The organism is Streptomyces sp. NPDC029296, assembly GCF_055569255.1.
This window is the reverse complement of the sequence record NZ_JBVHXT010000047.1, coordinates 1-25,197: the sequence shown is the minus strand read 5'-3', so window position 1 is coordinate 25,197 and position 25,197 is coordinate 1. Positions and strand designations below refer to the sequence as shown.

At 69.7% G+C, this 25,197-nt stretch carries 27 protein-coding genes; 19 read left to right on the top strand and 8 right to left on the bottom strand.

Annotated elements, in window-relative coordinates:
* Positions 1 to 58 precede the first annotated feature (58 nt).
* Both ACZ4W9_RS33065 and ACZ4W9_RS33060 read left to right on the top strand, forming a co-directional pair.
* Positions 59 to 712: a GntR family transcriptional regulator gene (locus tag ACZ4W9_RS33065; protein ID WP_467942015.1), complete on the top strand. Its 654-nt coding sequence runs from the start codon at positions 59 to 61 to the stop codon at positions 710 to 712.
* Positions 713 to 715: 3 nt separating this feature from the next.
* On the top strand, positions 716 to 1,561 hold the full coding sequence (locus ACZ4W9_RS33060) for a dTDP-4-dehydrorhamnose reductase family protein (RefSeq protein ID WP_467942013.1): 846 nt from the start codon (positions 716 to 718) through the stop codon (positions 1,559 to 1,561).
* A gap of 128 nt (positions 1,562 to 1,689) precedes the next feature.
* On the opposite strand, the gene tgmC is transcribed toward ACZ4W9_RS33060, so the two are convergent.
* Genes tgmC through ACZ4W9_RS33045 form a run of 3 tightly spaced genes read right to left on the bottom strand, consistent with a single transcriptional unit; the run spans position 1,690 to position 4,149 of the window.
* A complete protein-coding gene (gene tgmC, locus ACZ4W9_RS33055) occupies positions 1,690 to 2,886 on the bottom strand; it encodes an ATP-grasp peptide maturase system methyltransferase (protein ID WP_467942011.1) in 1,197 nt (398 codons plus the stop codon).
* Positions 2,883 to 3,872, bottom strand: a complete 990-nt coding sequence (gene tgmB, locus ACZ4W9_RS33050; protein ID WP_467942009.1) for an ATP-grasp ribosomal peptide maturase — start codon at positions 3,870 to 3,872, stop codon at positions 2,883 to 2,885. Before tgmB ends, tgmC begins: the two co-directional genes overlap by 4 nt.
* 4 nt (positions 3,873 to 3,876) lie before the next feature.
* Positions 3,877 to 4,149: a putative ATP-grasp-modified RiPP gene (locus ACZ4W9_RS33045; protein WP_467942007.1), complete on the bottom strand. Its 273-nt coding sequence runs from the start codon at positions 4,147 to 4,149 to the stop codon at positions 3,877 to 3,879.
* A 157-nt stretch (positions 4,150 to 4,306) separates the two neighbouring features.
* Here ACZ4W9_RS33045 and ACZ4W9_RS33040 point away from each other — a divergent pair, with 157 nt between their 5' ends.
* Entirely contained in the window at positions 4,307 to 5,671 is a 1,365-nt protein-coding gene (locus ACZ4W9_RS33040; RefSeq protein ID WP_467942005.1) for a Tat pathway signal protein, read from the top strand.
* Positions 5,672 to 5,728: 57 nt separating this feature from the next.
* Positions 5,729 to 5,974, top strand: a complete 246-nt coding sequence (locus ACZ4W9_RS33035) for a DUF6087 family protein (RefSeq protein ID WP_467942003.1) — start codon at positions 5,729 to 5,731, stop codon at positions 5,972 to 5,974.
* A 121-nt stretch (positions 5,975 to 6,095) separates the two neighbouring features.
* Here the strand turns inward: ACZ4W9_RS33035 and ACZ4W9_RS33030 are convergent, their stop codons facing one another.
* Positions 6,096 to 7,355, bottom strand: coding sequence for a helix-turn-helix transcriptional regulator (locus ACZ4W9_RS33030; protein WP_467942001.1), 1,260 nt, complete (start codon positions 7,353 to 7,355; stop codon positions 6,096 to 6,098).
* 281 nt (positions 7,356 to 7,636) lie between these two features.
* Between ACZ4W9_RS33030 and ACZ4W9_RS33025 the strand changes: the two genes are divergently transcribed.
* From ACZ4W9_RS33025 to ACZ4W9_RS32985, 9 genes are all read left to right on the top strand, one after another.
* The gene (locus tag ACZ4W9_RS33025; RefSeq protein WP_467941999.1) at positions 7,637 to 8,194 is read left to right on the top strand and encodes a nucleoside/nucleotide kinase family protein; all 558 of its coding nucleotides are present in this window, start codon (positions 7,637 to 7,639) and stop codon (positions 8,192 to 8,194) included.
* A gap of 11 nt (positions 8,195 to 8,205) precedes the next feature.
* A complete protein-coding gene (locus ACZ4W9_RS33020) occupies positions 8,206 to 8,712 on the top strand; it encodes a dCTP deaminase (protein ID WP_467941997.1) in 507 nt (168 codons plus the stop codon).
* A 36-nt stretch (positions 8,713 to 8,748) separates the two neighbouring features.
* Positions 8,749 to 9,285 carry a dCTP deaminase gene (locus ACZ4W9_RS33015; RefSeq protein ID WP_467941995.1) on the top strand — a complete coding sequence of 179 codons (537 nt, stop codon included), beginning with the start codon at positions 8,749 to 8,751 and terminating at the stop codon, positions 9,283 to 9,285.
* Positions 9,282 to 9,785 (top strand): cytidine/deoxycytidylate deaminase family protein, encoded by a 504-nt coding sequence (locus tag ACZ4W9_RS33010; protein WP_467941993.1) that lies wholly within the window; start codon positions 9,282 to 9,284, stop codon positions 9,783 to 9,785. The genes ACZ4W9_RS33015 and ACZ4W9_RS33010 overlap by 4 nt, the downstream gene beginning before the upstream one ends.
* A 10-nt stretch (positions 9,786 to 9,795) precedes the next feature.
* Positions 9,796 to 10,710, top strand: coding sequence for a class I SAM-dependent methyltransferase (locus ACZ4W9_RS33005; RefSeq protein WP_467941991.1), 915 nt, complete (start codon positions 9,796 to 9,798; stop codon positions 10,708 to 10,710).
* Between the two features lie 114 nt (positions 10,711 to 10,824).
* Positions 10,825 to 11,757, top strand: a complete 933-nt coding sequence (locus ACZ4W9_RS33000; protein ID WP_467941989.1) for a UTP--glucose-1-phosphate uridylyltransferase — start codon at positions 10,825 to 10,827, stop codon at positions 11,755 to 11,757.
* Between the two features lie 58 nt (positions 11,758 to 11,815).
* A complete protein-coding gene (locus tag ACZ4W9_RS32995) occupies positions 11,816 to 12,961 on the top strand; it encodes a hypothetical protein (RefSeq protein WP_467941987.1) in 1,146 nt (381 codons plus the stop codon).
* 44 nt (positions 12,962 to 13,005) lie between these two features.
* Positions 13,006 to 14,553: a glycosyltransferase family 4 protein gene (locus ACZ4W9_RS32990; RefSeq protein WP_467941985.1), complete on the top strand. Its 1,548-nt coding sequence runs from the start codon at positions 13,006 to 13,008 to the stop codon at positions 14,551 to 14,553.
* Positions 14,554 to 14,584: 31 nt separating this feature from the next.
* The gene (locus ACZ4W9_RS32985) at positions 14,585 to 15,202 is read left to right on the top strand and encodes an HAD family hydrolase (protein WP_467941983.1); all 618 of its coding nucleotides are present in this window, start codon (positions 14,585 to 14,587) and stop codon (positions 15,200 to 15,202) included.
* A 117-nt stretch (positions 15,203 to 15,319) separates the two neighbouring features.
* Here ACZ4W9_RS32985 and ACZ4W9_RS32980 read toward each other — a convergent pair whose 3' ends face one another.
* Genes ACZ4W9_RS32980 through ACZ4W9_RS32970 form a run of 3 tightly spaced genes read right to left on the bottom strand, consistent with a single transcriptional unit; the run spans position 15,320 to position 17,679 of the window.
* Complete coding sequence (locus ACZ4W9_RS32980; protein WP_467941981.1) at positions 15,320 to 15,760, bottom strand: NUDIX domain-containing protein; 441 nt, start codon at positions 15,758 to 15,760, stop codon at positions 15,320 to 15,322.
* A 10-nt stretch (positions 15,761 to 15,770) separates the two neighbouring features.
* The gene (locus ACZ4W9_RS32975; protein ID WP_467941979.1) at positions 15,771 to 17,045 is read right to left on the bottom strand and encodes an MAB_1171c family putative transporter; all 1,275 of its coding nucleotides are present in this window, start codon (positions 17,043 to 17,045) and stop codon (positions 15,771 to 15,773) included.
* Entirely contained in the window at positions 17,032 to 17,679 is a 648-nt protein-coding gene (locus ACZ4W9_RS32970; RefSeq protein WP_467941977.1) for a hypothetical protein, read from the bottom strand. Before ACZ4W9_RS32970 ends, ACZ4W9_RS32975 begins: the two co-directional genes overlap by 14 nt.
* A gap of 650 nt (positions 17,680 to 18,329) precedes the next feature.
* Here ACZ4W9_RS32970 and ACZ4W9_RS32965 point away from each other — a divergent pair.
* Positions 18,330 to 19,154 (top strand): MmyB family transcriptional regulator, encoded by an 825-nt coding sequence (locus ACZ4W9_RS32965; protein ID WP_467941975.1) that lies wholly within the window; start codon positions 18,330 to 18,332, stop codon positions 19,152 to 19,154.
* 224 nt (positions 19,155 to 19,378) lie between these two features.
* Here the strand turns inward: ACZ4W9_RS32965 and ACZ4W9_RS32960 are convergent, their stop codons facing one another.
* Complete coding sequence (locus ACZ4W9_RS32960; protein WP_467941973.1) at positions 19,379 to 20,254, bottom strand: helix-turn-helix domain-containing protein; 876 nt, start codon at positions 20,252 to 20,254, stop codon at positions 19,379 to 19,381.
* A 664-nt stretch (positions 20,255 to 20,918) separates the two neighbouring features.
* On the opposite strand from ACZ4W9_RS32960, the gene ACZ4W9_RS32955 reads away from it, so the two are divergent.
* From ACZ4W9_RS32955 to ACZ4W9_RS32935, 5 genes are all read left to right on the top strand, one after another.
* Positions 20,919 to 21,830 carry a helix-turn-helix domain-containing protein gene (locus ACZ4W9_RS32955; protein WP_467941971.1) on the top strand — a complete coding sequence of 304 codons (912 nt, stop codon included), beginning with the start codon at positions 20,919 to 20,921 and terminating at the stop codon, positions 21,828 to 21,830.
* A 2-nt stretch (positions 21,831 to 21,832) separates the two neighbouring features.
* Positions 21,833 to 22,525, top strand: coding sequence for a zinc finger domain-containing protein (locus ACZ4W9_RS32950; protein WP_467941969.1), 693 nt, complete (start codon positions 21,833 to 21,835; stop codon positions 22,523 to 22,525).
* A gap of 160 nt (positions 22,526 to 22,685) precedes the next feature.
* On the top strand, positions 22,686 to 23,330 hold the full coding sequence (locus ACZ4W9_RS32945; RefSeq protein ID WP_467941967.1) for a WhiB family transcriptional regulator: 645 nt from the start codon (positions 22,686 to 22,688) through the stop codon (positions 23,328 to 23,330).
* Entirely contained in the window at positions 23,327 to 24,862 is a 1,536-nt protein-coding gene (locus ACZ4W9_RS32940; protein ID WP_467941965.1) for an ICP22 family protein, read from the top strand. The genes ACZ4W9_RS32945 and ACZ4W9_RS32940 overlap by 4 nt, the downstream gene beginning before the upstream one ends.
* Positions 24,859 to 25,050: a hypothetical protein gene (locus ACZ4W9_RS32935; RefSeq protein WP_467941963.1), complete on the top strand. Its 192-nt coding sequence runs from the start codon at positions 24,859 to 24,861 to the stop codon at positions 25,048 to 25,050. Before ACZ4W9_RS32940 ends, ACZ4W9_RS32935 begins: the two co-directional genes overlap by 4 nt.
* Positions 25,051 to 25,197: the final 147 nt, after the last annotated feature.

The following is a 25,197-nucleotide window of genomic DNA, read 5'->3' as shown; positions in this document are numbered from 1 at the left end:
CCGACCTCACCAGCGCCACAGCCCCCTGCAACCGCCCGTTACGAGAGAAGACCAGCTGATGCCCACCCCAGGCGAGCCGATCCTCGTCATCCTGCGCGAGGAGCTAAGGGCTGGCGTCTGGCCGGCCGGAGCCGCACTCAAGCCGGCTGAGCTGACCAAGCGCTTCGGCACATCGCCGATGCTGACGCGCGCCGCTCTCAGCGTGCTGAGCACCGAAGGACTCGTGCGGGTCGACAAATCCCGGAGCTACCTAGCCCTTGCTCCCGGCTCACCGCCGCCGGATCAGACGCCCGCGCCAACTGCCATCGACCGCGTCGCGGACACCATGCGCACGCGGCTGGCCGCACCCGAGCCGGTCTACCCACCGGGCAGCCGCCTGCCGCCTCTGGCCCAGCTCGCCACCGAGTTCCGTGTCTCAGAGACCGTAGTGCTTCATGCCACAACCCGCCTCATGCTCCAAGGACTGATCCGCAACCAGTTCCCGGGAGAAACACGGGGCCTGTACGCCGTGGACCCCGAGAGCCCCACGCGCGAAGCTCTCCTCATCGCTGACCTGCGGGCCACGATGTACCGCGGAGGCTGGTGCCTGGCCGACTTCCGCGAGGCCGTCGAACGAGCGCTGCCCGCCCTCGCCGATCCACCACGGCACGTCCGATCGGACACAGCGCTGCCCAGCAACACCCACTCCCCTAGCACCCACGTGACCGGCTGACCCATGCGCGTACTGATCTTCGGCGCTTCCGGGCTCATCGGCCGTGCTGTGATGCGCGCCTTCGCTGACAGCCACGTGACGGGTACCAGCTTCTCCCGGCAGCGCCCTGGACTGATCACGGTCGACGCCACCTCCAGCAACGCCGTGTGGAGCGCCCTCAACCACGCACGGCCCCACGTCGTGGTGAACTGCCTCGGAGAACGGCACCCAGATGTCTGGACTGCGGCGCCCGCGCGGACCCATGACCTGAACGTGGAGGCAGCGCGGTTCATCGCGGAGGCGACCCGCCATCACGGCGCGCACCTGCTCCATATCTCCAGCGACTACGTCTTCGACGGCATCGCTCCCCCGTACCGGCCCTCCTCCCGATGCAGACCGCTGAGCTTTTACGGGCGCTTGAAAGTCCTGGGCGAGGACATGGTCCGCACGGCCTACCCCAAGGCGGTCATCCTGCGGTTTCCGGAGCTGTACGGGCCCGTCGAGTACGCGGCCGAGTCGACCGTCACCCAGATCGCCCATCGAGTCAGCTCCGGCAACACCGTTGAACTGGACGATGTCTGTATCGGTTACCCGACGCATGCGGATGAGGCAGCGCAGGTGTGCCGCCAGCTCGTCACCGCGCGGTTGCAGGGCCGGCTTGCGGACCCTGTACACCACTGGAGTGCGAAGCTGGGATTCACCCAGTGCCAGATCGGCCTGATGATCGCCCGGCACTTCGGCTTGCCTGCCGGTCATATCAGGGCCGGAGCGGGCGATCTCGCGGCCGGCAACCGGCCTGTCGACCCCGTCTGGACTGTACGGACCTTCGGGCTGCTCTCGGCTGGCTTACGGAGGACGACCGCGTGTTGACCAACGAATTGCCGCACGTGGTCGCGCCCTGGGTGCACGAGAACAGCTAAGGGATGCGACCTGCCATGAAGTATTCGGAGCACCCCGCGCAGCATCCCACTGCAGCGGCAGCGCGCGTCCAGGGCCCGTCAGGGCCTAGGCAGAGGCAGACTGGGCAGGCGCGGGTGCCGGAGGTGCTGCCCGCCGTCGTAGACGTGCAGGGTGAACGTCTCCGGTCCCGGCTGGCCCGCCTCGTCGTACGCCGACAGCACCCGCTCGATCCGCTCCCACAACTTGACTGGGCCGGCTTCGCGCACCTCCCACCGTTCCTCGCCGGGTGTGAGGGTGGCGGCGGATCCAGTTACGACGTCGACCAGGTGCACGATGTCGCCGACGGTCGTCATCTGCGCGTCCGGGACGGCGCACTGAGCGAGGAACCGCATGTGGAACGCTTCATCGGTCGCGGCCGTGATCCGCTCCGGGGAGTGCCGGGTCGCCCGGCTAGTCTCGTGGAGCCCTGCGGCCCAGTGGGCGGGGTTGCCGAACGCCGGCGCCGCGTGGGTGCGGGCGGACATGAAGGACACGGTGCCACCCAGCAATCGGCCATCGGCGGTGCCGTCACCGTTCACGGTGAGCAGGACACGGGCGTAGCCGTAGAGCCAGCCGGACAGGGTGAGCAGGATCTTCCCGCCCGGCCGGGCCTGCGCTAGCAGCGCGGTAGGGACGGCGCGGAAGGAGCAGGCGGCCACGATCCGGTCGAACGACGCCTCCGGCCAGTACCCGTACAGCCCGTCCGCCACCGCCAGGGTGGGCGTGTACCCCAGGGAGTACAGTGCGCTGGCCGCCTGGTCGAGTCGGTGCGGGTCGACTTCGATCGACGTCACCCCGCCTGACCCGAGCCGTTCGCACGCCAGCGCGGTGGAGTAACCGGTGCCGGTACCGATCTCCAGCACCGTGTGTCCTTCCTGCACGTCCGCGTCCTCCCACATCCGCACCACCAACGACGGCAGCGTGGACGAGGAGGTCGGTGCCCCGCCGTGCCGCACCGTGGGAGCCTCCCAGCCCGGTTCGTCGCCGTCGAACTGCGTGATCAGCGTCGTGTCGGAGTACGCCGCGGCCAGCCACCGGCCATAGTCGAGTCCGGCGGTGACCGGCTCCCACACCGTCAGCCCCTGCCCGTCGCGCTCGCCGGCGGGCAGGTAGAAGCCCGGCACGAAAGCGTGCCGGGGTACCTTCTCGACCGCCGCCCTCCAATCGGGATCGGCAAGGAAGCCGTCGGCGGCGAGAACGTTGACCATCGCCTCGCGTAGACGGGCGGCGTCGGTCTCCAGGTCGGCGGGCATCATCGCGCTCCGCCTCCTTCCGTGCTCGTGCTCAGGATGTCGGCGAAGGCCACGGTGATGTCGCCAGCGTCGGGCAGCCAGCCCCACTGGCCGTTCGGATTGCACTCGATGAACACCCAGTCCTCCGAGTGATCGCCGTCGCCAGTCAAGGCGAAGTCGAAGCAGCCGAAGACCAGGGAGAACGCAGCCAGATAACTGTGCAGCGCCGACTCCACGACGGGCGGCACCGCGATGGGCGTGTGCAGCAGTTGGTCCCAGTCACCGCGGCGCCAGTCGAGCGCGCCGTCCGGGGCGGCGATCTGCTGGGCAAACACGCGGCGGCCGACCACGGTCACGCGCACATCACCGGTCTTGGGGATCTCCGCCTGGAACAGGTGGGCGGTCACTGTGAGGGCGTCATCGAAGGACTCTGGGGCCACGCGCTGGGCCCAGATCGCGCCGGTGTGCCCGTTCTCATCGCGCGGCAGCCCGCGGAACGTCTTGTAGATCACGGGGCCGTGGTCGGCGGCGAACTTCCGGGCGGCCTCGGTGTCGTTGGTGACCAGCGTCGGCGGAATCGCCAAGCCGAGCTGGGTCGCGGTCTGAAGCTGGGCAGGCTTGAAGTCCGCAGCCGTCACCGCGCCGGGGTGATTGACGTACGTCGCGCCGTGCAGGTGGTTCAGGATGCCGCTGAGCCCGTGGCGGGCCTCAGCGGCGGCGAAGTCCCGCTGCTGGGCGGGCAGGTGGCCGTACCGGACGGAGTACGGGGTGGGGCGGCGGTAGTACACCGCCGCCACCTCCCCCAGCTCCACCTCGCGGCTGGGGGTGACCAGCCTTCCGGTCCAGGCCGGCGCCCCGGCGCCGATGTGGGCGCCAAAGACCAGGTCCGGTCCGATGTCGGCCGGGTCAACGCGGGCGACGGGCACCTCACGTTCGTTTAGCGCGGTGATGACCAGGTCCGCGGTGACGTCCTCTAAAGACGTGATGACCAGGACGAGGGGAGCCGTCATCGCGTCAGTCCGATTCGTAGTCGGTGGTGTTGTCGTCCTGTGTCTGCGTCTGCGGGGTCTGTCCGTCACCGCCGCCGGACACCGACGCGGTCCCCTTCGGCTTGTTGGTGCCGTGCTTGCCCATCTCCACGACCTGGCCACCCGCGTCGGTATAGCGGGCGGTCTGCGTCATCGGGTCGAGCGTCACCGCGGCGTACGAAGGCGGGCCGACCGGGAGCCGGTCGGTGACCAGCCGCATCGCCCACGGAGCCTGAGCTGGGGGCACAAGCATCGTCATGTGTTCACCCTTCCCCTTGCCTCATGCGGATAGCCGGGACGGCTACCGCCTCAGCAGAATCCGCCCCTGGCCAGGCCCTGACCAGTACCGTAGGTGTCGCGAACCGTGGCGAATAAGTCGCGCTCCGTAATACGGGAGTCGGAGAGGGGAAGCACCGGTGCCGAGCAGATCGAGCAATCCGCACCTCGCACTGAGGATCGCGGCCACCGGCCTGTCCCACGGGGAGATCGCCCGCCGCATCGCCGCATTAGCGAAAGCCCAAGGTCACCTGCAGATCGCGCCCGATGCGACCCGGGTAAGGAGGTGGATCGAGGGCGAACGCCCCCGCCCACCGGTCCCGTCCCTCCTGGCGGCCGTTATCTCGGACGCGGTTGGCCAGCCGCTCACGCCGGGTGACTTGGGCCTGGCGGTCGCCGGGCCCACCCTGGACAGCATCCAGCTCCCGCTGCTGACCGAGGCAGCCGCCCAGACCCTGGCCGGATGGACGCAGATGGACCTCTTCCTCCACCGCCGCGACACCCTCAAGCTCGCTCTCGGTGCTCCTCTGATCCTGGCCGCCGAGCAGATGCTGGGCGGCACAGCCCGTCGGCTGGGCCGCGCCACCAAGGGCTTTGACGAGGACACTACAGCTGCCCTGGAGGAGGTCACCGAGTTCTTCACGAAGTCCGACGCCTCCAAGGGTGGAGGGTTGTACCGCAAGGCGATCGTCGCCCAGCTCGCCGAAGTTGCGAGCCGCATCGAGGACGGCGTCCCGCCCGCGCTCAAGGCCCGGGTGTTCGCAGCGACCGCCAGCCTTGCAGCTTTGGCCGGGTGGGTCAGCCACGACTGCGGCCGGTACGCCACAGCGCAGCGGTACTGGTCGTACGGCATCTACGCGGCCTCCGAGGCCGGGCAACCGGACCGCGGGGTGGAGATCGTCACCCGCATGTCCCACCAGATGATCTACCTCGGTCACCCCGGCGATGCACTCGGTCTCCTCGGCGTCGCCGCGAAGAAGGCCAGGCTGCCTGCAGTCAAGGCGCTGGTCGCCTCGCAGACCGGGCGGGTCCACGCCGCCTTCGGCAACGAGCAAAGCGCCGAGGAGCACCTCGGCGCCGCGGACGAGCTGCTCGCCGACGGCCTGGGCGACGTCCCGGAGTGGGTGGCGTATTTCGACGCCGCCGAGCACGCCGGCGCCCGCGCCGTCTCCGCCCGCGACCTCACCGGCATCGGCCGGAACCAACTCGCCAGTGACCACTTCACCGACGCACTCGCCCTGCGCAGGCCCGGCTTCGACCGGGTGAAGGTCATGGACCGCATCGGCCTGGCCGCCGCGCTGTTCACCGAGGGCGAGCCGGAGCGGGCCGCCGCCGCAGCCCACCAGGCGCTCGATGAGGCCACCCGGGTTGACTCCACCCTGGTCGCCTCCCGGCTGAACACGCTGCTGGACGCCGCCCGCCCGTACCGGACCACCGCGGTGAACGAGATCCGTACCCGCGCGGCCGATCTCGCCACGGCCCGGCCGACCACCGTCGCCGCCTGAGACCATCGGACCATGGGCAAACACTCGCGACCCGGCCCGCCAAACCAGCCGTCTCGCATGGTGCCGCGCGTCGACGCCGGCGACCCACTAGCCGCGTACGAGAAGCGACGCCGGGCCCCGATGGAGGTCTGGCGCCGGCACCGGCCGCTGCACGGCGGCGCGAGCCACCTCCGCCCGGACGAGCCGCGGGCCCTGGAGGAATGGGACGGCTTTGCCTACGTCCCTGCCGGAACCGCCGACGACCTCGCCGCCGCCCGCGCGTGGGCCAACCAGGCCGCAAGTCCCGAGGCCACGACCGAGTAGTCGCAGCGGACACCATGCCCAACCACCACGCTGTCCACCCGTGACCGCACGGTGCCGCAGGTGGTACACGCATGCAGAGCCCTTGGGGAGCGCGAATCCCACTCCGTCGAGTCCCGGCCGTTCACTCCAGTACCGATGATCCTGTGCTTCGGGCGAGCAGTGTGCGGGTGTCCAGAGCCGCGTGCAGGTTGCGTGCCGAGCCTGTGGTGGTGGCGATAGTGATGGCCTTGTCGACCAAGCGGCTGGCTTCACCGAGTTCACCGTGCGCGATGTACATTCTGGCGCTGGCCGTCAGCACTTCTGCCTTGCCGCGAACCAGACGGGCCGGCCAGTTGGAACGTGCGGCGTCCAAGGCGCGCAGGCCGGTACGGACCGACACCGGGCGGGAGTCGGCGAGCCGGATGGCGGTATGGCCCGTCCATTTGTTCAGTTCGGCTTCGTTCAGGTAGCCGATGTAGGGCGGTTTTTCGCCATCTTCGGTGTGGCCGAGGAGGTTCCAGGCGGCGTCGAGGTCGCTGTGCGCTGATGTGCTTTCGGTGAGGCAGGCGTGGTGGTGTGCCCTGATGGCGTGGAGCCAGCAGCGGACGGCTGGGTGCGCCTGGGTGCCGGCGAGGTGGAGGGCGTGGTCGGCGAGTGCCAGTGCTTTGTCGTGGTGGCCGAGGTCGGCCAGGACGCGGCTGGTCTGTCCGAGCAGGTTGCAGCAGGAAGAGACGTCCCCGGCTCGCTGTGCGTGGGCGGCGGCGTCCCGGTAGTGGGTGATGGCGAGTTCGGCCTGTCCGAGGTCGTAGGTCAGGAAGCCGACGAATCCTCCGGTGTCGGCGGCCAGGGCGTTAAGGCGGTGGCGTTCGGTCTCGCTGCTCGTGCGGGCGAGCCATCCGCGGATCTGGTCGTGGTGGTCGCGGGCGGCGCTGTAGACGGCCTGTGCCCCTCGAAGGTTGTCGATTCGGCCATGGACGGCGCGTAAGTCCTGATGGGCCACGAGCAGGTCGTCACTGGTTCCTTCCAGGGGGTTGTCATCGGGCGTCAGGCCGGCCAGGGCGGCGGTCGCCGCGCCGACCGCGCTCAGTTTGAGGAGATTCCTGCGCAGCACGTCGTCGTCATCCCATCCCGGCGGGAAGACCTCCACAACGTCCTGGACCGGCGTCGCTGGTGTTTTCCCGCGCGCGTTCTTCTGCTCAAGGTCGGCTTCGGCTAGCTCCACCAGTGTGCCGTCACCGCCAAGCGCCGTGTCCAGGGCCCGCGCCAAGCGGACGGTGGGTGAGCGGCGACCGGATTCGAGGTCGCCGACGGTGCTTTTGCCGCAGTGGGCCATCCTCGCGACATCGCGCAGGGACCGCTCGCCGCGCAGTCGGCGCAGTTCTTCAGCGAAGGATCCCGGCATCACAACCTCCGTGGCACAAAGGTGTCCGCTGGAAGGGTGCGGACACGGGGCGGACAGCGTTGACCTGCATGGATGAGGTGCAACAGTGGAGGGGAGAGCGCTGCGGCGGCATCGGGTTGCGGACGGGTGCGGACAGCGGATCCCTTCCGCGGGGATGGTGCGGCTGGCCACTATCGCAGCCACGGACCACCGCCGTGGGGCGCAACGCAGAGCATGAAGGTACAGCGTTCTCACGGGCTCCGGTGGCCGGGTTGTTCCCTTGGCTGAAAGGAGGTATCCCCGTGCGGAAAATCGCCCTGCACGGCAAACCGGGTGCGGGCAAGAGCACGCTCGCGGGCTTGCTGGCGGAGGAGTGCGAGCGCGCCGGAGCACCGGTGCGCCGCCTCAAACTCGGTGCACCGCTGTACGACGTACAGGCCCTGGTGTATGCGTTGGCGGGTCGGCCGCTGCTGGACAACACGGTTCAGGACGGGCCGCTGCTGAACGCGCTGGGCTCGGCGGTGAGGCGGATCAACCCGGAGGCGCTGACCGTGCCCTTCGCCGCCCGTGTGCAACAGGCGGCGGGGGACTGCCCGCAGGCGGTGCTGATCTGCGACGACATGCGGGCGCCGGACGCGGAGGCGGTCCTCGCGCTCGGATTTCGCCTGGTGAAGGTAACGGCACCGGACGACATTCGGGTGCAGCGCCGGGCACAGCGCGGTGATCTGGCCGTTGGCGACGACGAGCACAGCACCGAGGCCCCGGTCAGGGGCCCGGAGTGGCGGCGGATCGAGAACGCCGGCTCCCTGGAGGACCTGCGGGCCCAGGCCGCCGGCATCGTGTCCGAGGTACTGCGGTGATCCTCACCGGCTTGGAGATCGCACGGCAGTGCCGCGAGGGCGCGATCACGATCGAGCCGTTCGCGCCCGGGCGGCTCAACCCGCAGTCCTACAACTACCGGCTGGGCCGGACGCTGAAGGTGCACCGGACGCCGGTCGCCGACACCCACGCGGAGCACGAGCTGAAGGAGATCCGGATCTCGGCGCAGGGCATCGTGCTGCAGCCGGGCACGGTGTACCTCGGTACGACGATGGAGGTCCTGGGCAGCAGCGAGTACGCGATGCGGCTGATCGGCCGCTCCTCGCTCGGCCGGCTCGGCTTGTATCTGCAGTACAGCGCCGACCTCGGGCACCGCGGCTCGAAGCACCGCTGGACGCTGGAGCTGGAAGCGACCCAGCCCGTCCGCGTCTACGCCGGCATGGACATCGGCCAGGTCACTTTCTGGCAGACCGCCGGTGCGGTCCTTCCCTACCTCGGCACCTTCGGGCACCGCTCGGACGCCAGCGTGCCGCCGCCCGGCCTGCTCGCCGCCAGCTGAGCAGCACCGTTTCTGAACCAAGAAGGGAGTGGGCACGTGATCTTGACCGGTCCTGAGATCGACCGGGAGCGGGCCGAGGGTCGTCTGCGGCTGGAGCCGTACGACAAGGAGCACCTGTCAACCAACTCGTACGACCTGACTCTGGGCAGCGAACTTGTCTGCTACACCGGTGACGTCCTGGACACGCACCGGCCCAACCCGCACCGGACGGTGCTGATTCCGCAGGACGGGTTCGTGCTGCGGCCCGACCGGATCTACCTCGGCGCCAGTGTGGAGGTGCTGGGCAGCAACGCCTACGTGCCGCTCATCCACTCCCGCTCGGGCGCGGCCCGGCTCGGTCTCTACGTGCACTGCACGGCCGACCTGATCGACATCGGCTCCTTCGGGCAGGTGACCTTCCAGCTCCGCGCGGTCCAGCCGGTCCGTGTCCATGCCGGAGACCTCCTCGGTCAGGTCACCTTCTGGCGCACCCTGGGCGAGATCACCCTCTACGACGGGAAGTACCAGGGCTCGCGCGGCCCGCAGCCCTCCCAGATCCACCGCGACGCCCCCATTCTGCAGGAGGCGGGGTGAACGCCAGGGTGGTGCCCGATCCGGCCGCCGGGTGCACCGACCGGGTCATCCGGCTGCTTGTTTCCAGCGCCTTCGAGGTGATCAGCCGCCGTTATATGCTCGCGCGCCACCAGATCGCCGCCGCGATCCTCGACGCCGACGGCGGTGTCCATGTGGGACTGCATCTGGACGCCATGATCGGCCGGGCGGCGGTCTGCGCGGAGGCAAGTGCTCTGTCCGCCGCCCGGCTGGCCGCGAACGCCGGCCTTGTCGCGGTCGCCGCGGTCCGCTACCCCAAGCCCAGCGAACCGCCGAAGGCCCGCGTCGTACCACCGTGCGGACTGTGCCGCGAACTCCTCCTCGACCACGCTCCGGACCTGGCCGCCGTCATCCACCCGCCCGGCAGCGGCATGGAACTGAGCCACCTGGGCGGCCTGCTTCCGCACAAGTACGTGGGCACCAAGTGGCCCACCACCCCGCCCGACGGGCCATTACCCGCAGTCCACGACTCTTCTCGCTGAGAGGCCCACCATGAAGACCGAGCCCGACTTCCGCACGCCCGAACTCGACGCCTTGGCCCAGCAGGTGATCCCCGAGGACCACTTCGTGTTCTCGGCCGACACCGCCCGCGACCGTTTCTTCAACGACACCCGCATGCTCGACGTCAAGCAGAACGTGCACAACCGCTTCCGCACCAACCCGACGTCGATGATCGACCACATGATCGCCAACCTGCGGCTGACCGGAACCGAGGACCTGCTCGACCTGGGCTGCGGCAACGGCTTCATCCTGGAGCACCTGCGTCCGCACCTCGCCCAGGGCACCATCACCGGCCTGGACATCGCCCCCGCGGTCCTGGAAGCCGCCCGGCTCCGGCTACGTGGCACCGCAACGCCCTGCACGTGGATCGAGAGCAGCGCGGACGAGCTGTCCATGCTGGACGAGGACAGCTTCGACCGGGTCATGGCCAACTACATGATCCACTACGTACCCGACCTCGACCGCTGCTTCACCGAGGTGCGGCGAGTCATGCGGCCCGGCGGGATCTTCCACCTCACCACCGACCGCCCCGACAGCATGCTGGAGATGTACGACGTCCACTTCACCGCCCTGAAGGCGATGGACGCCCCCCGGCACCTGTTCAAGGCCACCCCGAAGGGCCGGCTGTCGCTGGACAACGGCGCCGGCATCCTCGGCCGGCAGTTCGGGCACGTCGAGAAGGTGGTGTGGCAGGACCAGCTCCGCTTCACCGACGCCGAACCGTTCATGCGCTTCTACACGGTCGGTCACAACCACTGCTGCGCGTCCTCCGAGCCCGACGCCCGGCTCAACGAGGCGTTCTTCGCTGAGCTGCGCGACCGCGTTCGTACCCAGGTCATCGCGGCGATCGAGGAGGACGGGTACTTCGCGGTCACCAAGTACACCGGTACCTTCCTGTGCCACTGACCGGCCGGGCGGGTGGCGGCGGCCGGGAACAGTCCGGGGCGCCGGTGGGCATTGGTAGCGTCGGGATGCGCCGTTCCGGCCGGCACGGCGCCCCGATCGACCGAGAGAGACCTGATGTCCCCGACGATCCGCAGGGCCGTGATCCCCGCCGCCGGACTCGGCTCCCGTCTGCTGCCTCTGACCAAAGCGATCCCCAAGGAGATGCTCCCGGTCGGCGACAAGCCCGTCGTTGAGCACACGGTGCGGGAGCTGGTGGACTCCGGGATCACCGACATCACCATCGTCGTCTCCGGCGGCAAGTCGTTGATCCAGGACCACTTCCGGCCCAATCCCGCACTCGTCGCCCAACTGCGGGCCGACGGCAAGGCCGCGTACGCGGACGCGGTGGAAGAGGTCGCCGAGCTGGCGCGCCGGGGCCACATCACCTACCTCGACCAGCACGGCCCGTACGGCAACGGCACCCCCGTCCTGAACGCGGCCCGCTCCTTCGGTGACGAGCCCGTCCTCGTCCTGTGGCCCGACGATGTCTTCGTCGCCGAAGTGCCGCGCGCCCAGCAGCTGATCCGTGCCTACGACCAGACCGGCTGCCCGGTCCTGGCCCTGCTGCCCATGGATCCCGGCGACTCCCAGCGCTACGGCGTGCCCATCGTCAAGGAGGACCTGGGCCAAGGCCAGTTGCGCATCACCGGCCTGGTGGAGAAGCCCGAGCCGGCCGATGCACCGTCCGCGTTCGCGGCCATCGGCGGCTACGTCATCACCCCGCGCATCGTGGACGAGTTGCGCGAGCAGACCCGCCGCTGGTACGAGGCCCGCGAGAGCGGCCGGCCGGTCGGCGAGGTCTACCTGACCGATGCGATCAACGCCTACGCCGCCGACCATGCCGTCTACGGGCAGGTCATCGAAGGCACCTGGTACGACACCGGGAACCCGGCCGACTACCTGGTGGCCCAGATGGCTCACGCCCTGGCCCACGCCGAGTACGGACCCGTCCTGCGCGACCTGGTCCACCGCCTCGACGCCACCGCCGAACCCAACACCACTACCTGAGCCGCTCCTGTTTCTTGGACCGCCCCAAGCCGGGAGCGGCCCAAGAACCAGGAGACTCGTGTCCCCCAGCCTTCTCCCCCACTTCGAACCGGTCATCGACCAGCACGACACCTGGCTCGCCGTGAACCCCGTCCAGGGCTGCAACCGCGATTGCGGCTACTGCTACCTGCAGGACCTGAACCTCACCCGGGTCAAACCCACCGTGCTCGCCAGCCCCGAGGAGACCCTGGACCAGCTGCTGGCGCACCGCTACTACCACCCCGACCTGGTCCTGGCCCTCTACACCTGCACCGACGCCCTGGCCACCCGCAGCACCGCGGCCCACCTGTCCGGCATGCTCGACGTCCTGGCCGACTCCCCGGTCCGCAATCCGGTGTGTTTGATCACCAAGTGCCACATCCCGGACAAGGTCATCGACCGCATCCAGCGCGCCCGCGCCGCCGGGCTGCCGGTTCTGGTCTACCTCAGCTACTCCGGCTTGGACTCCGCGGTCGAACGCGGCATCCAGCACGACGCCCTGCGCGCCAACTTCCCCCATCTTCACGCGGCCGGCATCCCCGTCATCCACTACTGGCGACCCTTCCTCCCCCAGAACAGCCAGTCCGACGTCCTACACGACGTCCTGGAGTTGGCAAGCCAGTACGCCCAGTGCTCCGTCACCGTCGGGACCAAGGTCAAACCGAGCGCGCTGGAGCAGATCACCAGTCTGTGGCCCCAGCTCGCCACCCGTGGCCTGGATCCGCAGTCCGCCGACTCGGTCTGGCCCCGCGCGGCATGGGACTGGCTGCGCCGGCTGCCGGACCGCTACGGCGACTACCCCGTCTACCAGACCAACTCCTGCGCGCTGGCCTACGTCCTCGGCCGTCAGGACCGCGCCGGTGTGCACCGCTCCCCGACCTGCCTGAGCGGAAACCGCTGCCCTGCCACCCAGCGCGAGCGCTGCCGGGCCGCGGTTCACCAGGAGAGTCGGCTGACCCGGGATGCCATCGACCGTCACCTGCAACGACTCGGGCGCAGCGGCCTGCCCTACGCCCTGCGCGAGGACACCCGCACCATCGCCTTCACCGATCCGGTGCCGCTGCGCGACCGCCACAATCTCGCCCAGGTCCTGGCCGCCACCGTCCGAGCCCCCCAGCACCCCGACGAGCGCTACTGGGCCGGCCGCCTCTCCGGCGCCCAGCCGCTCATCATCGACACCCCCTGACCCGGCGCCCCGCGCCTCCCTGACCACTACGCCCGGGAACTCCCATGCCTCTTTCCGTGGACACCGCCGTCCTCTTCTACCCACGCGGCGGCAGCGCCCAAGTGGTTCGCTACCTCCTGCAGGAGCTGAACGCCCGAGGACACGCCACCCGCCTGCACGCCGGCTCCCTCGGGCAGGCCGGTGACTTCTCGCACGCTCCGACCTTCTACCGCGGCCTGCGCTTGAAACCGTTCGACTACAACGACTCTTTCGCCGCCTGGAAGCGCGGGGACAACCCGCAGCTGGCCGATCTGCCCCACCACCCCTCCTACGAGGATCGCGGTACCTGCCCCGACCCGCTGTTCAGCGCCGTGCCGCCCATGGCCGCAGGGCATCTCACCCGCGCCTGGACCCGGCACCTGACCGACCACCGCAGCACCGAGGTAGACCTCCTGCACCTGCATCACCTCAGCCATTTGCAGACCAGCGCCCGCACCGCCTACCCCGGCATCCCGCGCCTGACCACCCTGCACGGCACCGAACTCAAGATCATCGCTGCGATGCGGGAGCGCCTGGCCCTCGCCGCCCGCACCGGTCGCTCGTTGAGCGACCTGGGCAAGCTCCTGCACAGCAACAACCCGCACCGGGACACCGAGGCCGACCACCTGGCCATGACTGCCGGGTTCAACGACGAGGACCGGGCGCTGCTGGCCGGTACCGCCTGGGAGAAATGGACCCACAGCGGCTACTGGCTCCCCCGTCTGCGTCAGGCCGCCCGCGACGCCGGCCAGCTCGTCGCCGTCTCCGAACACGACCAGGCGCTCGCCGCCCGCCTGCTGCACCTCACCAAGGACATCCCCGTCGTTGCGAACGGAGTCGACACCCACTCCTTCCGGCCCCTGACCCTCGACACCGACCAGCGCCTTCAGCACCTGCGCCACTGGCTCGTTGAAGATCCCCGCGGCTGGGCCCCCGGTGGCGAACCGGGCAGCATCCGCTACACCGACCGGGATCTGCACCGCTTGCGTCTGCCCGACGGCAGTCTGCGTCCCCTGCTGCTTTGGATCGGGCGCTACCTTGACTTCAAACGCGTCCCCGTGCTGTTGCAGGCGTTCTCCGCCGTCCGCACGCGCCTCGACCCCGCGCCGGCGCTCCTGCTATGGGGCGGCTACCCCGGGGAGTACGAAGGCGACCACCCCGCAAACCTGGCCGCCAAGTTCGGCATCGCCGACGATGTGTACGTTGTGGGCTGGCGCGGCCACGACGAACTGCCCTTGGGCTTGAACTGCGGCGACCTGATGGTCGCCCCGGCCGTCAACGAACCGTTCGGAATGGTCTACCTGGAAGCCCAGGCGTGCGGTACTCCGCCCATCACCACCAACACCGGCGGTCCCGCCACCATCATCACCCCCGACGGACCCAATGCAGACGGCTGGTTGGTCCCGCCCGATGATCCCGCCGCGCTCGCGGACACCCTCACGGTCGCACTCACCAACCGGGACGAGCTGAGCCGCCGCGCCGCGAACGCCCGCTCGCACGTCGAGAGCACGTACAGCTGGCAGCGCACCACCGACCAGTACCTGGCCCTCTACGCATCAGTCCGCGCCAACTGAACCGAACCAGTCCCGAAGGAGCCACTGCACCATGACACCGTCGTCCATCCAGGGCGTCTTGTTCGACATGAACGGCCTGTTCCGTCACTGGCGCAACAGCGGCGCCCGCCTCAGCGAGCAACTCGCCGACCTGCCCGAAGGAACCATCGACCGCTACGCCTACCAGCACCCCTCTTACAGGCTCGCCCGCGTCGGCGTCTTCACCGACCAGCAGTGGGCCGATGACGTCGCCGACCGCCTCGCGGTCGACTACGGAGAGCACGTCCGGGACGCCCTCGCCCCCTGGCGCCAGGACCGCGGTGAAGCGGACCCGGACATGCTCAAACTGCTTCCGTTGATCCGCGAGCAGCTCCCCGTCGGCGTGCTGTCCAACTGCACCGACGCGCTGCACGCCGACCTCGAACACCACGGCATCACCTTCGACCACGTGATGCCCTCCGCCGACCTCGGTGTCGACAAGCCTTCCCCCCACGCCTACCGGCTTGCCGCCGAGCGCATGGCCATCGCGCCCGGCAATCTCCTCTACTTCGACGACGAGCCCACCTTCGTCAAGGCGGCAGCGACAGCCGGCCTGCGAGCACACCTCTTCACGTCCGTCACCGACGTTCAGCAGCACTTGCACAGAAGCGGCGTGAAGGTTCGTATGTGACGTGTTGGCAACCTGGTGGGGCCAACCGGGTGGGCGCCCGTAGCGGTTTCGAGGAAGGCCCCACCGAGATCGGCAGGCGGCAACGCGGTTGCTGTGTCTCGGGGTTCGCCGTAGCGATCACACGGGCCCCGTAACGTATGCGATTCGCTTCGTTGCGGCGGCGATGCACGTCTCCGTCCACACGTCGTCCAGATGAGGGGGGATAAGGCCAGCCTCCTCTTCTGGGTGGCAGAACCGGTACTCGCTCAGTTCGCTCTCCTGCAAGGTGATGGCCTCTTGGTCCTTCCGGCTGAGGATGCCGCCACGGAAGATGTACAGGATCTGTGCTCCCTTGCCGGGGACTGTGATCCAGGCGTGGGTCAGCAGTCGGCCGATGGGCGGGGTGATGCCCAGTTCTTCGCGGACCTCGCGGACGGCTGCGTCGTATGGAGTCTCGCCGCGCTCGATGTCGACTCTTCCGCCGGGCAGGTTCCAGTAGTCCTTGTAGGTCGGTTTGACGATGAGGACCTCGCTGTCCTCGTTGCAGAACATGGCGGCGGCTGAAGCGGTCAGGTTCATGGTGTGCTCTTTACGCTGCTGGGACGGGGGCTGGAGGCCGAGCGTCCAGCACGGGGTGGATGTGAGGGCCGGCGTGGCGGTATACGCGGGCGACACGCTGGAGCCAGGGCACTTCGGAGGCGAAGTCGTCACTGGCCGTGTGGTAGGCGACGGGCGCTCCGGCGGGGGCGTCGGCGGTAGCGAGCGCCGCCCTGAGCCAGTACGCCTCGGCTGCGGCGTCGGCGTCCTCGCCGGTGTGGCCTTGGGCTTCGGCGAGCCGTCGGGCGCGATGGAAGAGGTCTGCCGGGGCGCGGCGACGCAGCTCGTGGGTGGCGTCGCGGATCTCGGTGACGTAGCGGCCGAGTCGGATCTGCGGGGTGGTGTCGTGGGAGAAGATGTCCCGCAGCATGTTGATGACGGTGGCGGCGCGGCGCCCGCCGAGGACCATGCTGGGCTGATGCAAGGCGATGCCGTCGACGGCCAGGACCAAGTCGCGCCACAGGTTGTGCAGTGCGACGAGTGCCTTGGTGGCGCGCCACCTGGCGGCGAGCGCGTGAGTGGCCGGCGTGATGGAGCCGAGCATCCACAGCAGGAATCCGGCGTACAGGAAGGCGTCGGTGATGTGTTCCTGCAGGGAGCCGGCCCTCGCAAGGGCCGGGTGGACGGTGATGGCGACGACGTAGACAGTGCGCAGGACGGCGTACAGAACCAGCAGTGTCATGCCGAGGGCCATCATGGTCAGGCCGGTTCGCAGGCTCTTGCGGGCGGCGAGGCGCGCGGCGCGTCCCCACTGGTAGGCGCAGACGGCGGCGGCTGCACCTGTGTAGATGTAGAACAGGCCGAGGTAGAGGATCAGGCCGGGTTCGCCGACGTGCCGTCCTACGAAGTGCGGGCTGTCGGCGAAGGTTTTCGAGCGGTCCAGGGCCAGGAAGAACACGGTGGCGAGACAGAGCACGGTCGCCAGCGAGGCACGAGCCGCTGCACGGTGGACCAGTGAGGTGATCTTGATGTGGCGCGCGTTGGCGTCCTCGTCGTGGTACACGTCGCTGACATAGGTCAGCAGTTCGCAGATGCCGACGATCGCCAGGGCGTGCTTGAGGAGGGTGGGCAGGTCGTTGACGCCGAGGTGGTTGACGACGAAGCGACCGCTGTCGGTGCGCAGCCACCAGGCGGCGGCGAAACATGCGAAGGCACCCGACAGAGAGCGGCCCCGGTGCCGGCCACGGAGAGCGGCGGGGAAGCGGACGGCTGCCTGCAGCAGCAGGAGGCCGGTGATCAACGAGACAAACGCTTCAGAGAAGGACACGGTTCTTTTCGGTGGTTGAGCGGCGAGGACGGGGAGCGAAGTTCGGCCTGGACAGGTCCTCATCGAGATGCCTGAGGGTGGCGTCTTCGATGTAGTCGACGTCATAGGCTTCGTGGCGCAGCAGATCGGCGAGCATCTCGGCGCGACGCTCAACGACGGAGTCGTAGCGGTGCCGGGTCATGATCCGGCCGCGTTGGGTCAGCCTCTGCAGGAGATCGGGCGGGAAGTCCGGCAGGAGGCCGGCGAGCTGCTCGAGGCTGGCCTCCGTTGTGTCGTCGCACCACAGGTGGGCCAACTCGTGAAGGATGATCCTCTGCCGGTGGAAGGCGGTCGTGCCCCCGACGTACATGATCAAGTCGACCGGCACGTCTTCGAGCTGGAGCCACAGACCACAGACATCGGTACCGGCCAGCAGGTAGTCAGGGATGGCTACGAGTTTGATTCGCCGGCCGCGTTCGGCCTCGATCCCGGCGATCAGGCCGTCCAGCGTGAAGGGCCGCGGCACGGGCATCTGCGCGAGCAGCGCCCGACATTCGTAACGTAGCGTGCGCCGGCTGAGTGGGCGGCTGCCTGAACCGGCGTGGCCGGCGGCAGCTGGAGCCCGACCGCGCTCCGGCGATTTCGTCCACCACATCGTGCGTCATAGTCTCCTTGCCCCCCGTTGCACTACCCATGGCTTTGTCGAACGCGGTTCAACGCCTCTCAGGCAGGGTCAGCGCCCGTCAGGAGGCCGCCGCCGGCCGCCGTTGCGGCGCACGTGGCGTAGGAGGCAGCTGCAGCTACGGCCTCGTTCGTGCCGGTGAGGATGTGCTCGGGGCCGGTGGCCTCGGAGTGCTTCGCGCGCAGGTCCGGTCCTACCGGGCGATGTCCGGTGCGGCACGTGAAGGCGAGCCTGTGCCCCACGCCAGTGGACACGAGCACCGTGGGGCGACCGATCCCACGGATTCCGCAAGCGATCGGTGTCGAGCGGGACATGGTGATCCTTTCCGTGATCGAGATGCGCGAGTGGCCGGTTCAAGGAGGCCGGCAGCGGCTGTGTCGGCGACTTTAAGACCGGAGATGCGCGAGGAATGGGAAGCCGTAGCAGCGCTTATCCCGCTCATGAGAACTGGCAGTTCCCAGTATCATGGACTAGACCACCCACCGACGTGAGGTCACTAATTCAGGCTGGACGTCAACTCGCTGAATTCATTCGGCATTTGACTCAGAGCGTGTAGCCGTGCGGGGCGGCAGACCCACGCGGGTGTGTGACATAGATCCCACCCCGAGCGTTATAGGAACGTTATGAATGGTAAGGCCGCAGAGGCACCAACCATCTCCCGCATTCTGCGGCAAGCTCGCGCACGCCGTGACACATCAGACATCCCGGGGTTCAGTGCGGCGTTTGGGGGCAGATCACGGCCCGGGATCACACAGGAGGAGGCCGCGAAACTGGCCGGCGTCAGCCGCCGCTGGTACAGCGCTTTGGAATCCGGCCGCCCTGCGAACTACAGCGACGCCTTCTTGCAGGCGGTACGGCGCATCCTCGACCTGACTACGGACGAGTGGCACATCGTCTACCGCCTCACCCGGGGGCACGCGCCCGCCGAGGCCCCCGTCAGTCCGCTGACGGCTTTGCTACCCGATTCGGTCCGTGACCTCGTCATCCACAGCGAGAAGTGGCCCCTCTACGTCAACGACCATCGTTGGGACGTCCTGGTTCACAACCCCGCAATCCTGGAAATCTTCCCCTGGATGACGTACGGCCTCAACGTGATGGAGTGGGCCCTTACCTGGCCCGAGGCGCGCACGCAGCTGATCAACTGGCAGGAGGAATGGGCTTTCCCCATGATGGCGCAGCTGCGCGTGCACGCCGAGCAGTACCGCAGCGACCAGCGACTCCAAGAGGTCATCGAGGTTGTGCACCGCGACCCGATCGCCCGAAAACTCTGGAATTCCCCCGAATTGCCAATCAATGTCACTCACCCGGTATCACACCGGCTCCGCCGGCTCTACCTGCCGAGGCAAGGCGGGCAGGAGTTCGCCGTGCGCTTCATGGCTCTCACTCCCATAGAACTTCCTTCCTGCCGCCTGATGGCCATCATTCCGGCCGAGCCAACAGGGCGTTAAGCAGCGCGCGTTCACAGCACTTTTCCGCAAATGGCTTCACCCCAAGGGAAACTGGCTGCGTTTCAGGTGGGGTGTGCGCGCCAGCTCGCAGTCTCGGCGGATGTGTTGGTCATTAACAGCGTCCGGGGACCTCTGCTGGCGGTGTGATTGCCTGCACTGACTCCACGCGGATTAGTGCGGGCGGTCCCCCGACGCCCCCTCTCGTGCAGACCGCGACAGCGGCGTCAGCCCCGGTGGCCCCGGGGGGCGATTGCTTCCGTGCGGGCTTTGGCGACTTCTTTGTGGATGAACGCAAGCAGCTCTGCGGACAGCCCTGCTTCCGCGCCTCCGCGGGCGGCGATGGCGGCCACCTGGTTACTCAGCACCAAGGTCTCAGCGATCACCCGCTCGACGCCGGCATCGCCGGGCTTGAACATCAAAGGCGTGGTGTCCAGGGCCTCTGCGAGAGCCCGGAGGACCTCGTCGGGCGCGCTCACCACCGCACCGGTCCTCAGACCGCGCACCAGGTCCGCCGTGAGGACTTCCGCCCCAACCAAACCGTTGCCCCGTGCGGCGAGGGCGGCGTCGGTCATCGGCGCGGGCAGCCGGCCCAGTTGGTAGGCGATTTTGCCCGCGAGCGTGGTCGGCAGCACGGCCGCCTCCACGGAGGCGGCCTCCGGCGACTCGTCCGGCTCGGGCACGTCGTGCCCGAAGGACCGCTCCTGCGCTCGCCGCAGCACGTCCACGCTGACGCCGTAGGCATCAGCGAGCCGCTGTTCATACTCCCTGCTCAGCCGCCGCTGCCCGTTCTCGGCTGCAGCCACCGGCCCAGGCGTCCGCGTCCCGGTCAACGCGCGGGTCGCGCTCTGGGAATAGCCGGCATCGGCCCGCAGGTCCGCCAGATCCGGTCGCCCCTTCCGGGGGAACAGCTCATCGAGATCCTTGCGGACGGCCGCGGCCAGGCGGGGCAGCTTCTCAGGGTCCGGTACCGACCGGGCCTTCTCCCAGGCGCTGACGCGGGCGGCACTGACGCCGACCTCTTTCGCCACGTCGCTCTGCTTGGCGCCCAGGGCTCGGCGTGCGAGCAAGAGGGCCTGGGCGTCGAACAGCCTGGCCGGCATCCAACACTCCTTCCTCTTCGGCGAGATGCGCGTGGCGTCTGCTCACTTGATCGTTAGGCTAAACGAAGATACTTTCGTTCCACCGATCGAGTGGGCTGCTAGCTTACCTCCGGTCGTGCCGTCACGCCCGCACTCGGACAAAACGTCACTGCACATCCGCACCGCGCACCGAGGAATCACCACATGCCCCGCCCGACTCCTTGCCCGGCACGACTTCTACAGAGTTCTAGAGCCAACTCTGGACCTTGACACGGGTCCGTGCGTATGTTCGTCGTCCCCCGGGCAGCCCGTCCGGGGCACCCGCGAACGTGAGGAACGCGGCGGGTACCGACAGCTCACGCAGGTCCGCATACAGCGACGGCGCCCAGGAGCGGCTACTCCAGGACGCCGAACGCGTAGCGGCCTACCGCTCCGAGCAGGGCCCGGCTAGGCCCGACGGGGCGGAGATTGCCCACCATCACCACGCTGACCCCATTCCACAAGGCGCGTCAGCGTGGCAACACTGCAAAGGGGATTCTTGCATGCCTTCCGCCCTGCGCAAAAGGCCCGACGATCCGGCCGGCGCGGCTGCCACCTTCTCCATGACGTCTCACCGCCTCGGTACTCCCGGTGACGCTCCGTCGTCCGGCGAGCGCCCCGCGATCGTCGCGGCCTGGGGTGGCCGATGAGCGTCAGTGCCCGCGAGTGGGTGTGGGAGCACAGCTCCAGCCGGGGCACCGCACGGCTGGTCCTGCTGTCGATCGCCGACCGGGTCGCGGACGACAAGTGCGTCGCCTGGGCGTCGGTGGCGAGTCTGGTGGAGCGGGCGAACGCCTCCCGTACGGCGGTGCGGGACGCGCTGGTCGCGCTCGACAAGAGCGGCGAGCTGAAGGTCCTGAGCCACCTGGAGGGCCCGCAGCGCACCACGGTCTACCGGCTGCCCCGGGCTGCCGCGTGGCTGGCCAAGGTCGCCGCCGCGCGACGCGAGGACCCGGAGGCGTACGTCGAGCCGCCGACCGACTCCGACCCGGTGCCGGAGCTGGACGACGACGATGAGAAGGACCTGCGGCGGTACGGGATCTGGCCGAAGAAGGGTACGGAATCCGACCCCTCCGGCCGGAATCCGACCGGTGCGGAATCCGGCCCCTCACGACGGAATCCGACCCCTCGACGGGCCGGAATCCGACCCCACCACGGTACGGAATCCGACCCCCAGAACCGTAGAGAACCGAAGGTGAACCGGAAAGGCAGCAGTAGTGGTGCTGCCGTCACCTCGGCTGCCGACTGGCAGGTCGACCCAGCCAGCCACACCTGGGCCCGCCAGCACGGTCACCTCAACCGCCTCGGCGAGGACGGCCTGCTCGCGGCGGATGCGAAGTGGCGTGCGCACCGTGCCGGGCACGCACCGAGGTCGGCCGCTGCCTGGGCTGCCGACTGGCGGGCCTGGATCGCCCGGGAGCACGCTCCCACCCGCCCGAACCTCTACGCCCTGCCCGGTGGCGGGGCCGCCCCGGCGGGCGGCATGACCCGCTCCGAGGCCCACACCGCCGCCCTGCTGGCCGCCCTCAACGAGCCGACGCCGACCGGAACGGAGTAGCCATGGACCGCCGCGAAATCGCCGCCCTGCTGGCCTACATCGGCCGACTCGACCCCCGCATGATCCGCACCGACGAGAACGAGGCCCGCGACCAGCTCGCCCAGTGGCACGAGCTGCTGGAGGACGTGCCGCTGGCCACCCCGCACGGCTGGGACGCCTGCGTCGTCGCCCGCCGCCACATCCGCCTCTCGCCGTACCAGATCCTGCCCGCGGACATCGCCCGCCCGTGGGAGAGCTACAAGCGCGACCGCCTGCACCGGCACACCGACCCGACCCCGGTGGCCAACCCCGACGACCAGGCGGCCTGGACCGCCGAGCTGGTCGGCACCCGCCGCGCCGTCGCCACCGGCACCGCCCAGCCCGTCGTCTACCGGCAGCTCACCGCAGGCCGGGCCAACCCGAGGCTGAAAGCACGGCTGAAGCAGGTCGGCTCCTGCATCCCGCCGGAGGCCCGCGCCGCCCTCGCGCCCTTCCGCCGTGCCCGCGCGGCCCGCGAGGAAGCCCTCGCCCAGGGCGAGCCCGACGCCCTGTCGGTGCCCTGCGACTGGTGCGAGGCACCGGTCGGCGAGCCCTGCCGGCGTCGGCGCGTCGACCCCGACGGCTTCGCACGCGGCAGCGCGCCGCGCAAGGAGCCGCACCCGGGCCGCAAGGACCTCGCCGCCGCCCAGCAGCGGCAGCAGACGGCCATGGCCTGACCGGCCCTCCCAGGTGCACCACCGCGTGGTGCACCTGCGCAACACCATCGTCCCGCCCTGCCGCAGCACCCCTGCCCGGTGCCGCGGCAGGCGCCCGACGCCGCGTCCGCCCACCACCATCCCTCCGGCCGGCCGACGCGGCAGCACACCGGAGACTTCCTTGCGCCACATCACCACCCACACCTCGCCGGCCACCGGCCTGCGCGGCATCGGCGACACCAGCTGGCAGCCCCACGGGGTGTGCCACGGCATGGACCCCGAGGACGCCGACGCCACCTTCTTCCCGCTGCCCCGCGACCACGAGGCCATCGCGGACGCCAAGGAGCTGTGCGGCCCGTGCCCGGTCCGCCGCGACTGCCTCAACTACGCCCTGGAAAACGACCTGAGAGAAGGCGTCTGGGGCGGGCTGACGGAAGCCGAGCGCCGGCCCTGGCACGACGGACTGCCCCGCCGCCTCGACTACCAGCGCGTGGCCGCCTTCTTCAACGGCCGCGACGTCCACCTCACCGACGCCGAGCGGCAGGCCGTCATCGACCACGCCTACGTCCGCGGATGGCGCCCCGACCGGCTCGCCGTCGCCCTGCAGATCAGCACCAAGCACGCCCGGGACCTGCTGCGGCAGGCCGCCAACAAGGTCTTCGACCGCGACCGCACCCTCGGCGTGCCCCGGCGGAAGAACCCTGCCAAGAAGACCACGGTGGCCCGGCGGAACCGGCCCGCGACCGCACCGCCCACTACGCAGCAGCCCCTGGCCCGCCCGGCGACGCCGACGTCGGCGTGCGCCCCTGTCGGAAAGGCCGCATGACCCAGCCCGTCCTCTCCCTCGGTGCCGTCACCGACCCGTCCCTCCTCCTCACCCTCGGCATCCCCGGCGCCGCCACCGCCCTGGCCCTGACCGGCTGGGCAGCCCGTCGGGCACGACGCTCGCAGCAACGAGCCAGCAACAAGGCGGTGGTGGCCGCCGCCCTGGCCGCGCTCGGCTGCACCGCCTACAGCGCCGACACCTCCTGGCGGTTTGCCGCCGACTACCTCGACGTAGCCGGCACCGCCGAACGTGCGTCGATGTTCGCCGCCGCCGAACTCGGCCTGTTCGCGACCGCCCTGATGGCCCGGCAGAACCTGACCACCCAGGGCACCCCCGGCATGCCGGGCACCCTGGTCTGGGTCATCAGCGGCGTGCAGGTCATCCCCGCCTACGCCGAGAGCGGGATCGTCGGCGGCACGGTGCGGGCCTTCGTCGGCCCGGTCATGGCCGGCATGCTCTGGCACCTGGCCATGGGCATCGAGCTGCGCCTGCGCACCCCCGGCGCCGCCTCCAAGGGCCTGGTCGCCACCCTCGGGCGCGAAGCACGCGAACGGCTGCTGTCCCGCCTCGGCATCGCCACCCGCGACCGCGACGCCGCACAGATCACCCGGGACCGCGCCACCACCCGAGCCGTGGACCTCGCCACCCGGCTCGCCGAACTCACCACCGCACAACGCCAGAGCCGACGGGGCCGGCGCCTGACCCGGCGGCTGTCGAAAGCGATCGGCCGGGCCTCGGTCGGCTCCGACCCCGCCCAGCGCGCCGAACTGCTCGCCCAGCTCGCCGCCCGCCGCAACGCCCTCACGCTCGCCACGGTCCCGCTCTCCTCCCCCTGGTCCCCGGACCCGACCGGCGAGACCGCCACCGCGGTCCCCGCAGCGAGCCCACAGAGCAGCCCGGCCCCCGGCGGCGGGCCCCGCATTGGCAGCGGCTGGAACGGGGGCGGGGAACTGCAGGCTCGCCAGGGGCTGGGGACCGACCACGGGGACTGGGAGCCGGGGACCGACCACGGGGACCGGGGACCGGGGACCGACCACGGGGACCGGGGACCGGGGTCCGACCACGGGGACCGGGGACCGGGGACCGACCACGGGGACCGCGGACCGGGGACCGACCACGGGGACCGGGGACCGGGGACCGACCACGGGGACCGGGGACCGGGGACCGACCACGGGGACCGCAGCCGGGAACCGACCACGGGGACCGCAGCCGGGAACCGGCACAGTCAGCACCTGCGCCGGGCGCCGGGCTCGAAGGGTAAGGCGAGGGCGAAGCGAAGTGGCCGGTCCCGCGGCCCGCAAGCGCAGCGTCCGTCTCGCGCGCCCGAGGGGGACGTCGACCAGCTGGTCGATCTGATCCGTCCTCACGTGCCCGCCCTGCTCGACCGGGACGGCAACGACACCGTGACCCGAGTCCAGCTCCGCAAGATCCTGCGGGACCAGAACCTTCCCGGCATCCGAAACGAGCGCATGAGCCTGGTTCTGGCGGCTCTGCGCAGCCAGACCAGCACGACGGCAAGGAGTAACAGATGAGGACGTGCCCGCAGTTTGCGGCGCTGCGCGCGGAGTACGAGCGGGAGATCAGCTATCTGAGCGCGCACTCCGAGCGGCATGCCGGCAGGTCGTCGGCGAAGGCCAGCGCGACGTATGCGACGTCGACCAAGGCGCGGATGGCCAGGGCGCTCAGCGGCCATGTCGCACGCTGCCCCGAGTGCGGCTGACCCGCCCATCCCGCGGGTCCCTTCCCTCGATCACTCGCGGTGGCCCGGCCGTACGGCGGGGCAACGCCCGCGCAACGAAAAGCACCACGTTATCCCCCGTTCTGCTCCCGCGTCCCCGGACGTGGGCGCTGAGGCGGGTCCCTAGGA

Excerpts from the sequence above, each read along its gene's own strand:
- ACZ4W9_RS32980 (WP_467941981.1), bottom strand. The coding sequence starts at position 15,760 with ATGAACCTGACCGCTTCAGCCGCCGCCATGTTCTGCAACGAGGACAGC.
- ACZ4W9_RS32950 (WP_467941969.1), top strand. The coding sequence starts at position 21,833 with ATGGACCGCCGCGAAATCGCCGCCCTGCTGGCCTACATCGGCCGACTC.
- ACZ4W9_RS32990 (WP_467941985.1), top strand. The coding sequence starts at position 13,006 with ATGCCTCTTTCCGTGGACACCGCCGTCCTCTTCTACCCACGCGGCGGC.
- ACZ4W9_RS32970 (WP_467941977.1), bottom strand. The coding sequence starts at position 17,679 with ATGTGGTGGACGAAATCGCCGGAGCGCGGTCGGGCTCCAGCTGCCGCC.
- ACZ4W9_RS33000 (WP_467941989.1), top strand. The coding sequence starts at position 10,825 with ATGTCCCCGACGATCCGCAGGGCCGTGATCCCCGCCGCCGGACTCGGC.
- ACZ4W9_RS32940 (WP_467941965.1), top strand. The coding sequence starts at position 23,327 with ATGACCCAGCCCGTCCTCTCCCTCGGTGCCGTCACCGACCCGTCCCTC.
- ACZ4W9_RS33005 (WP_467941991.1), top strand. The coding sequence starts at position 9,796 with ATGAAGACCGAGCCCGACTTCCGCACGCCCGAACTCGACGCCTTGGCC.
- ACZ4W9_RS32960 (WP_467941973.1), bottom strand. The coding sequence starts at position 20,254 with ATGCCGGCCAGGCTGTTCGACGCCCAGGCCCTCTTGCTCGCACGCCGA.
- ACZ4W9_RS32985 (WP_467941983.1), top strand. The coding sequence starts at position 14,585 with ATGACACCGTCGTCCATCCAGGGCGTCTTGTTCGACATGAACGGCCTG.
- ACZ4W9_RS33060 (WP_467942013.1), top strand. The coding sequence starts at position 716 with ATGCGCGTACTGATCTTCGGCGCTTCCGGGCTCATCGGCCGTGCTGTG.
- ACZ4W9_RS33035 (WP_467942003.1), top strand. The coding sequence starts at position 5,729 with ATGGTGCCGCGCGTCGACGCCGGCGACCCACTAGCCGCGTACGAGAAG.
- ACZ4W9_RS32935 (WP_467941963.1), top strand. The coding sequence starts at position 24,859 with ATGAGGACGTGCCCGCAGTTTGCGGCGCTGCGCGCGGAGTACGAGCGG.
- ACZ4W9_RS33065 (WP_467942015.1), top strand. The coding sequence starts at position 59 with ATGCCCACCCCAGGCGAGCCGATCCTCGTCATCCTGCGCGAGGAGCTA.
- ACZ4W9_RS32955 (WP_467941971.1), top strand. The coding sequence starts at position 20,919 with ATGAGCGTCAGTGCCCGCGAGTGGGTGTGGGAGCACAGCTCCAGCCGG.
- tgmB (WP_467942009.1), bottom strand. The coding sequence starts at position 3,872 with ATGACGGCTCCCCTCGTCCTGGTCATCACGTCTTTAGAGGACGTCACC.
- tgmC (WP_467942011.1), bottom strand. The coding sequence starts at position 2,886 with ATGATGCCCGCCGACCTGGAGACCGACGCCGCCCGTCTACGCGAGGCG.
- ACZ4W9_RS33030 (WP_467942001.1), bottom strand. The coding sequence starts at position 7,355 with ATGCCGGGATCCTTCGCTGAAGAACTGCGCCGACTGCGCGGCGAGCGG.
- ACZ4W9_RS33045 (WP_467942007.1), bottom strand. The coding sequence starts at position 4,149 with ATGACGATGCTTGTGCCCCCAGCTCAGGCTCCGTGGGCGATGCGGCTG.
- ACZ4W9_RS32965 (WP_467941975.1), top strand. The coding sequence starts at position 18,330 with ATGAATGGTAAGGCCGCAGAGGCACCAACCATCTCCCGCATTCTGCGG.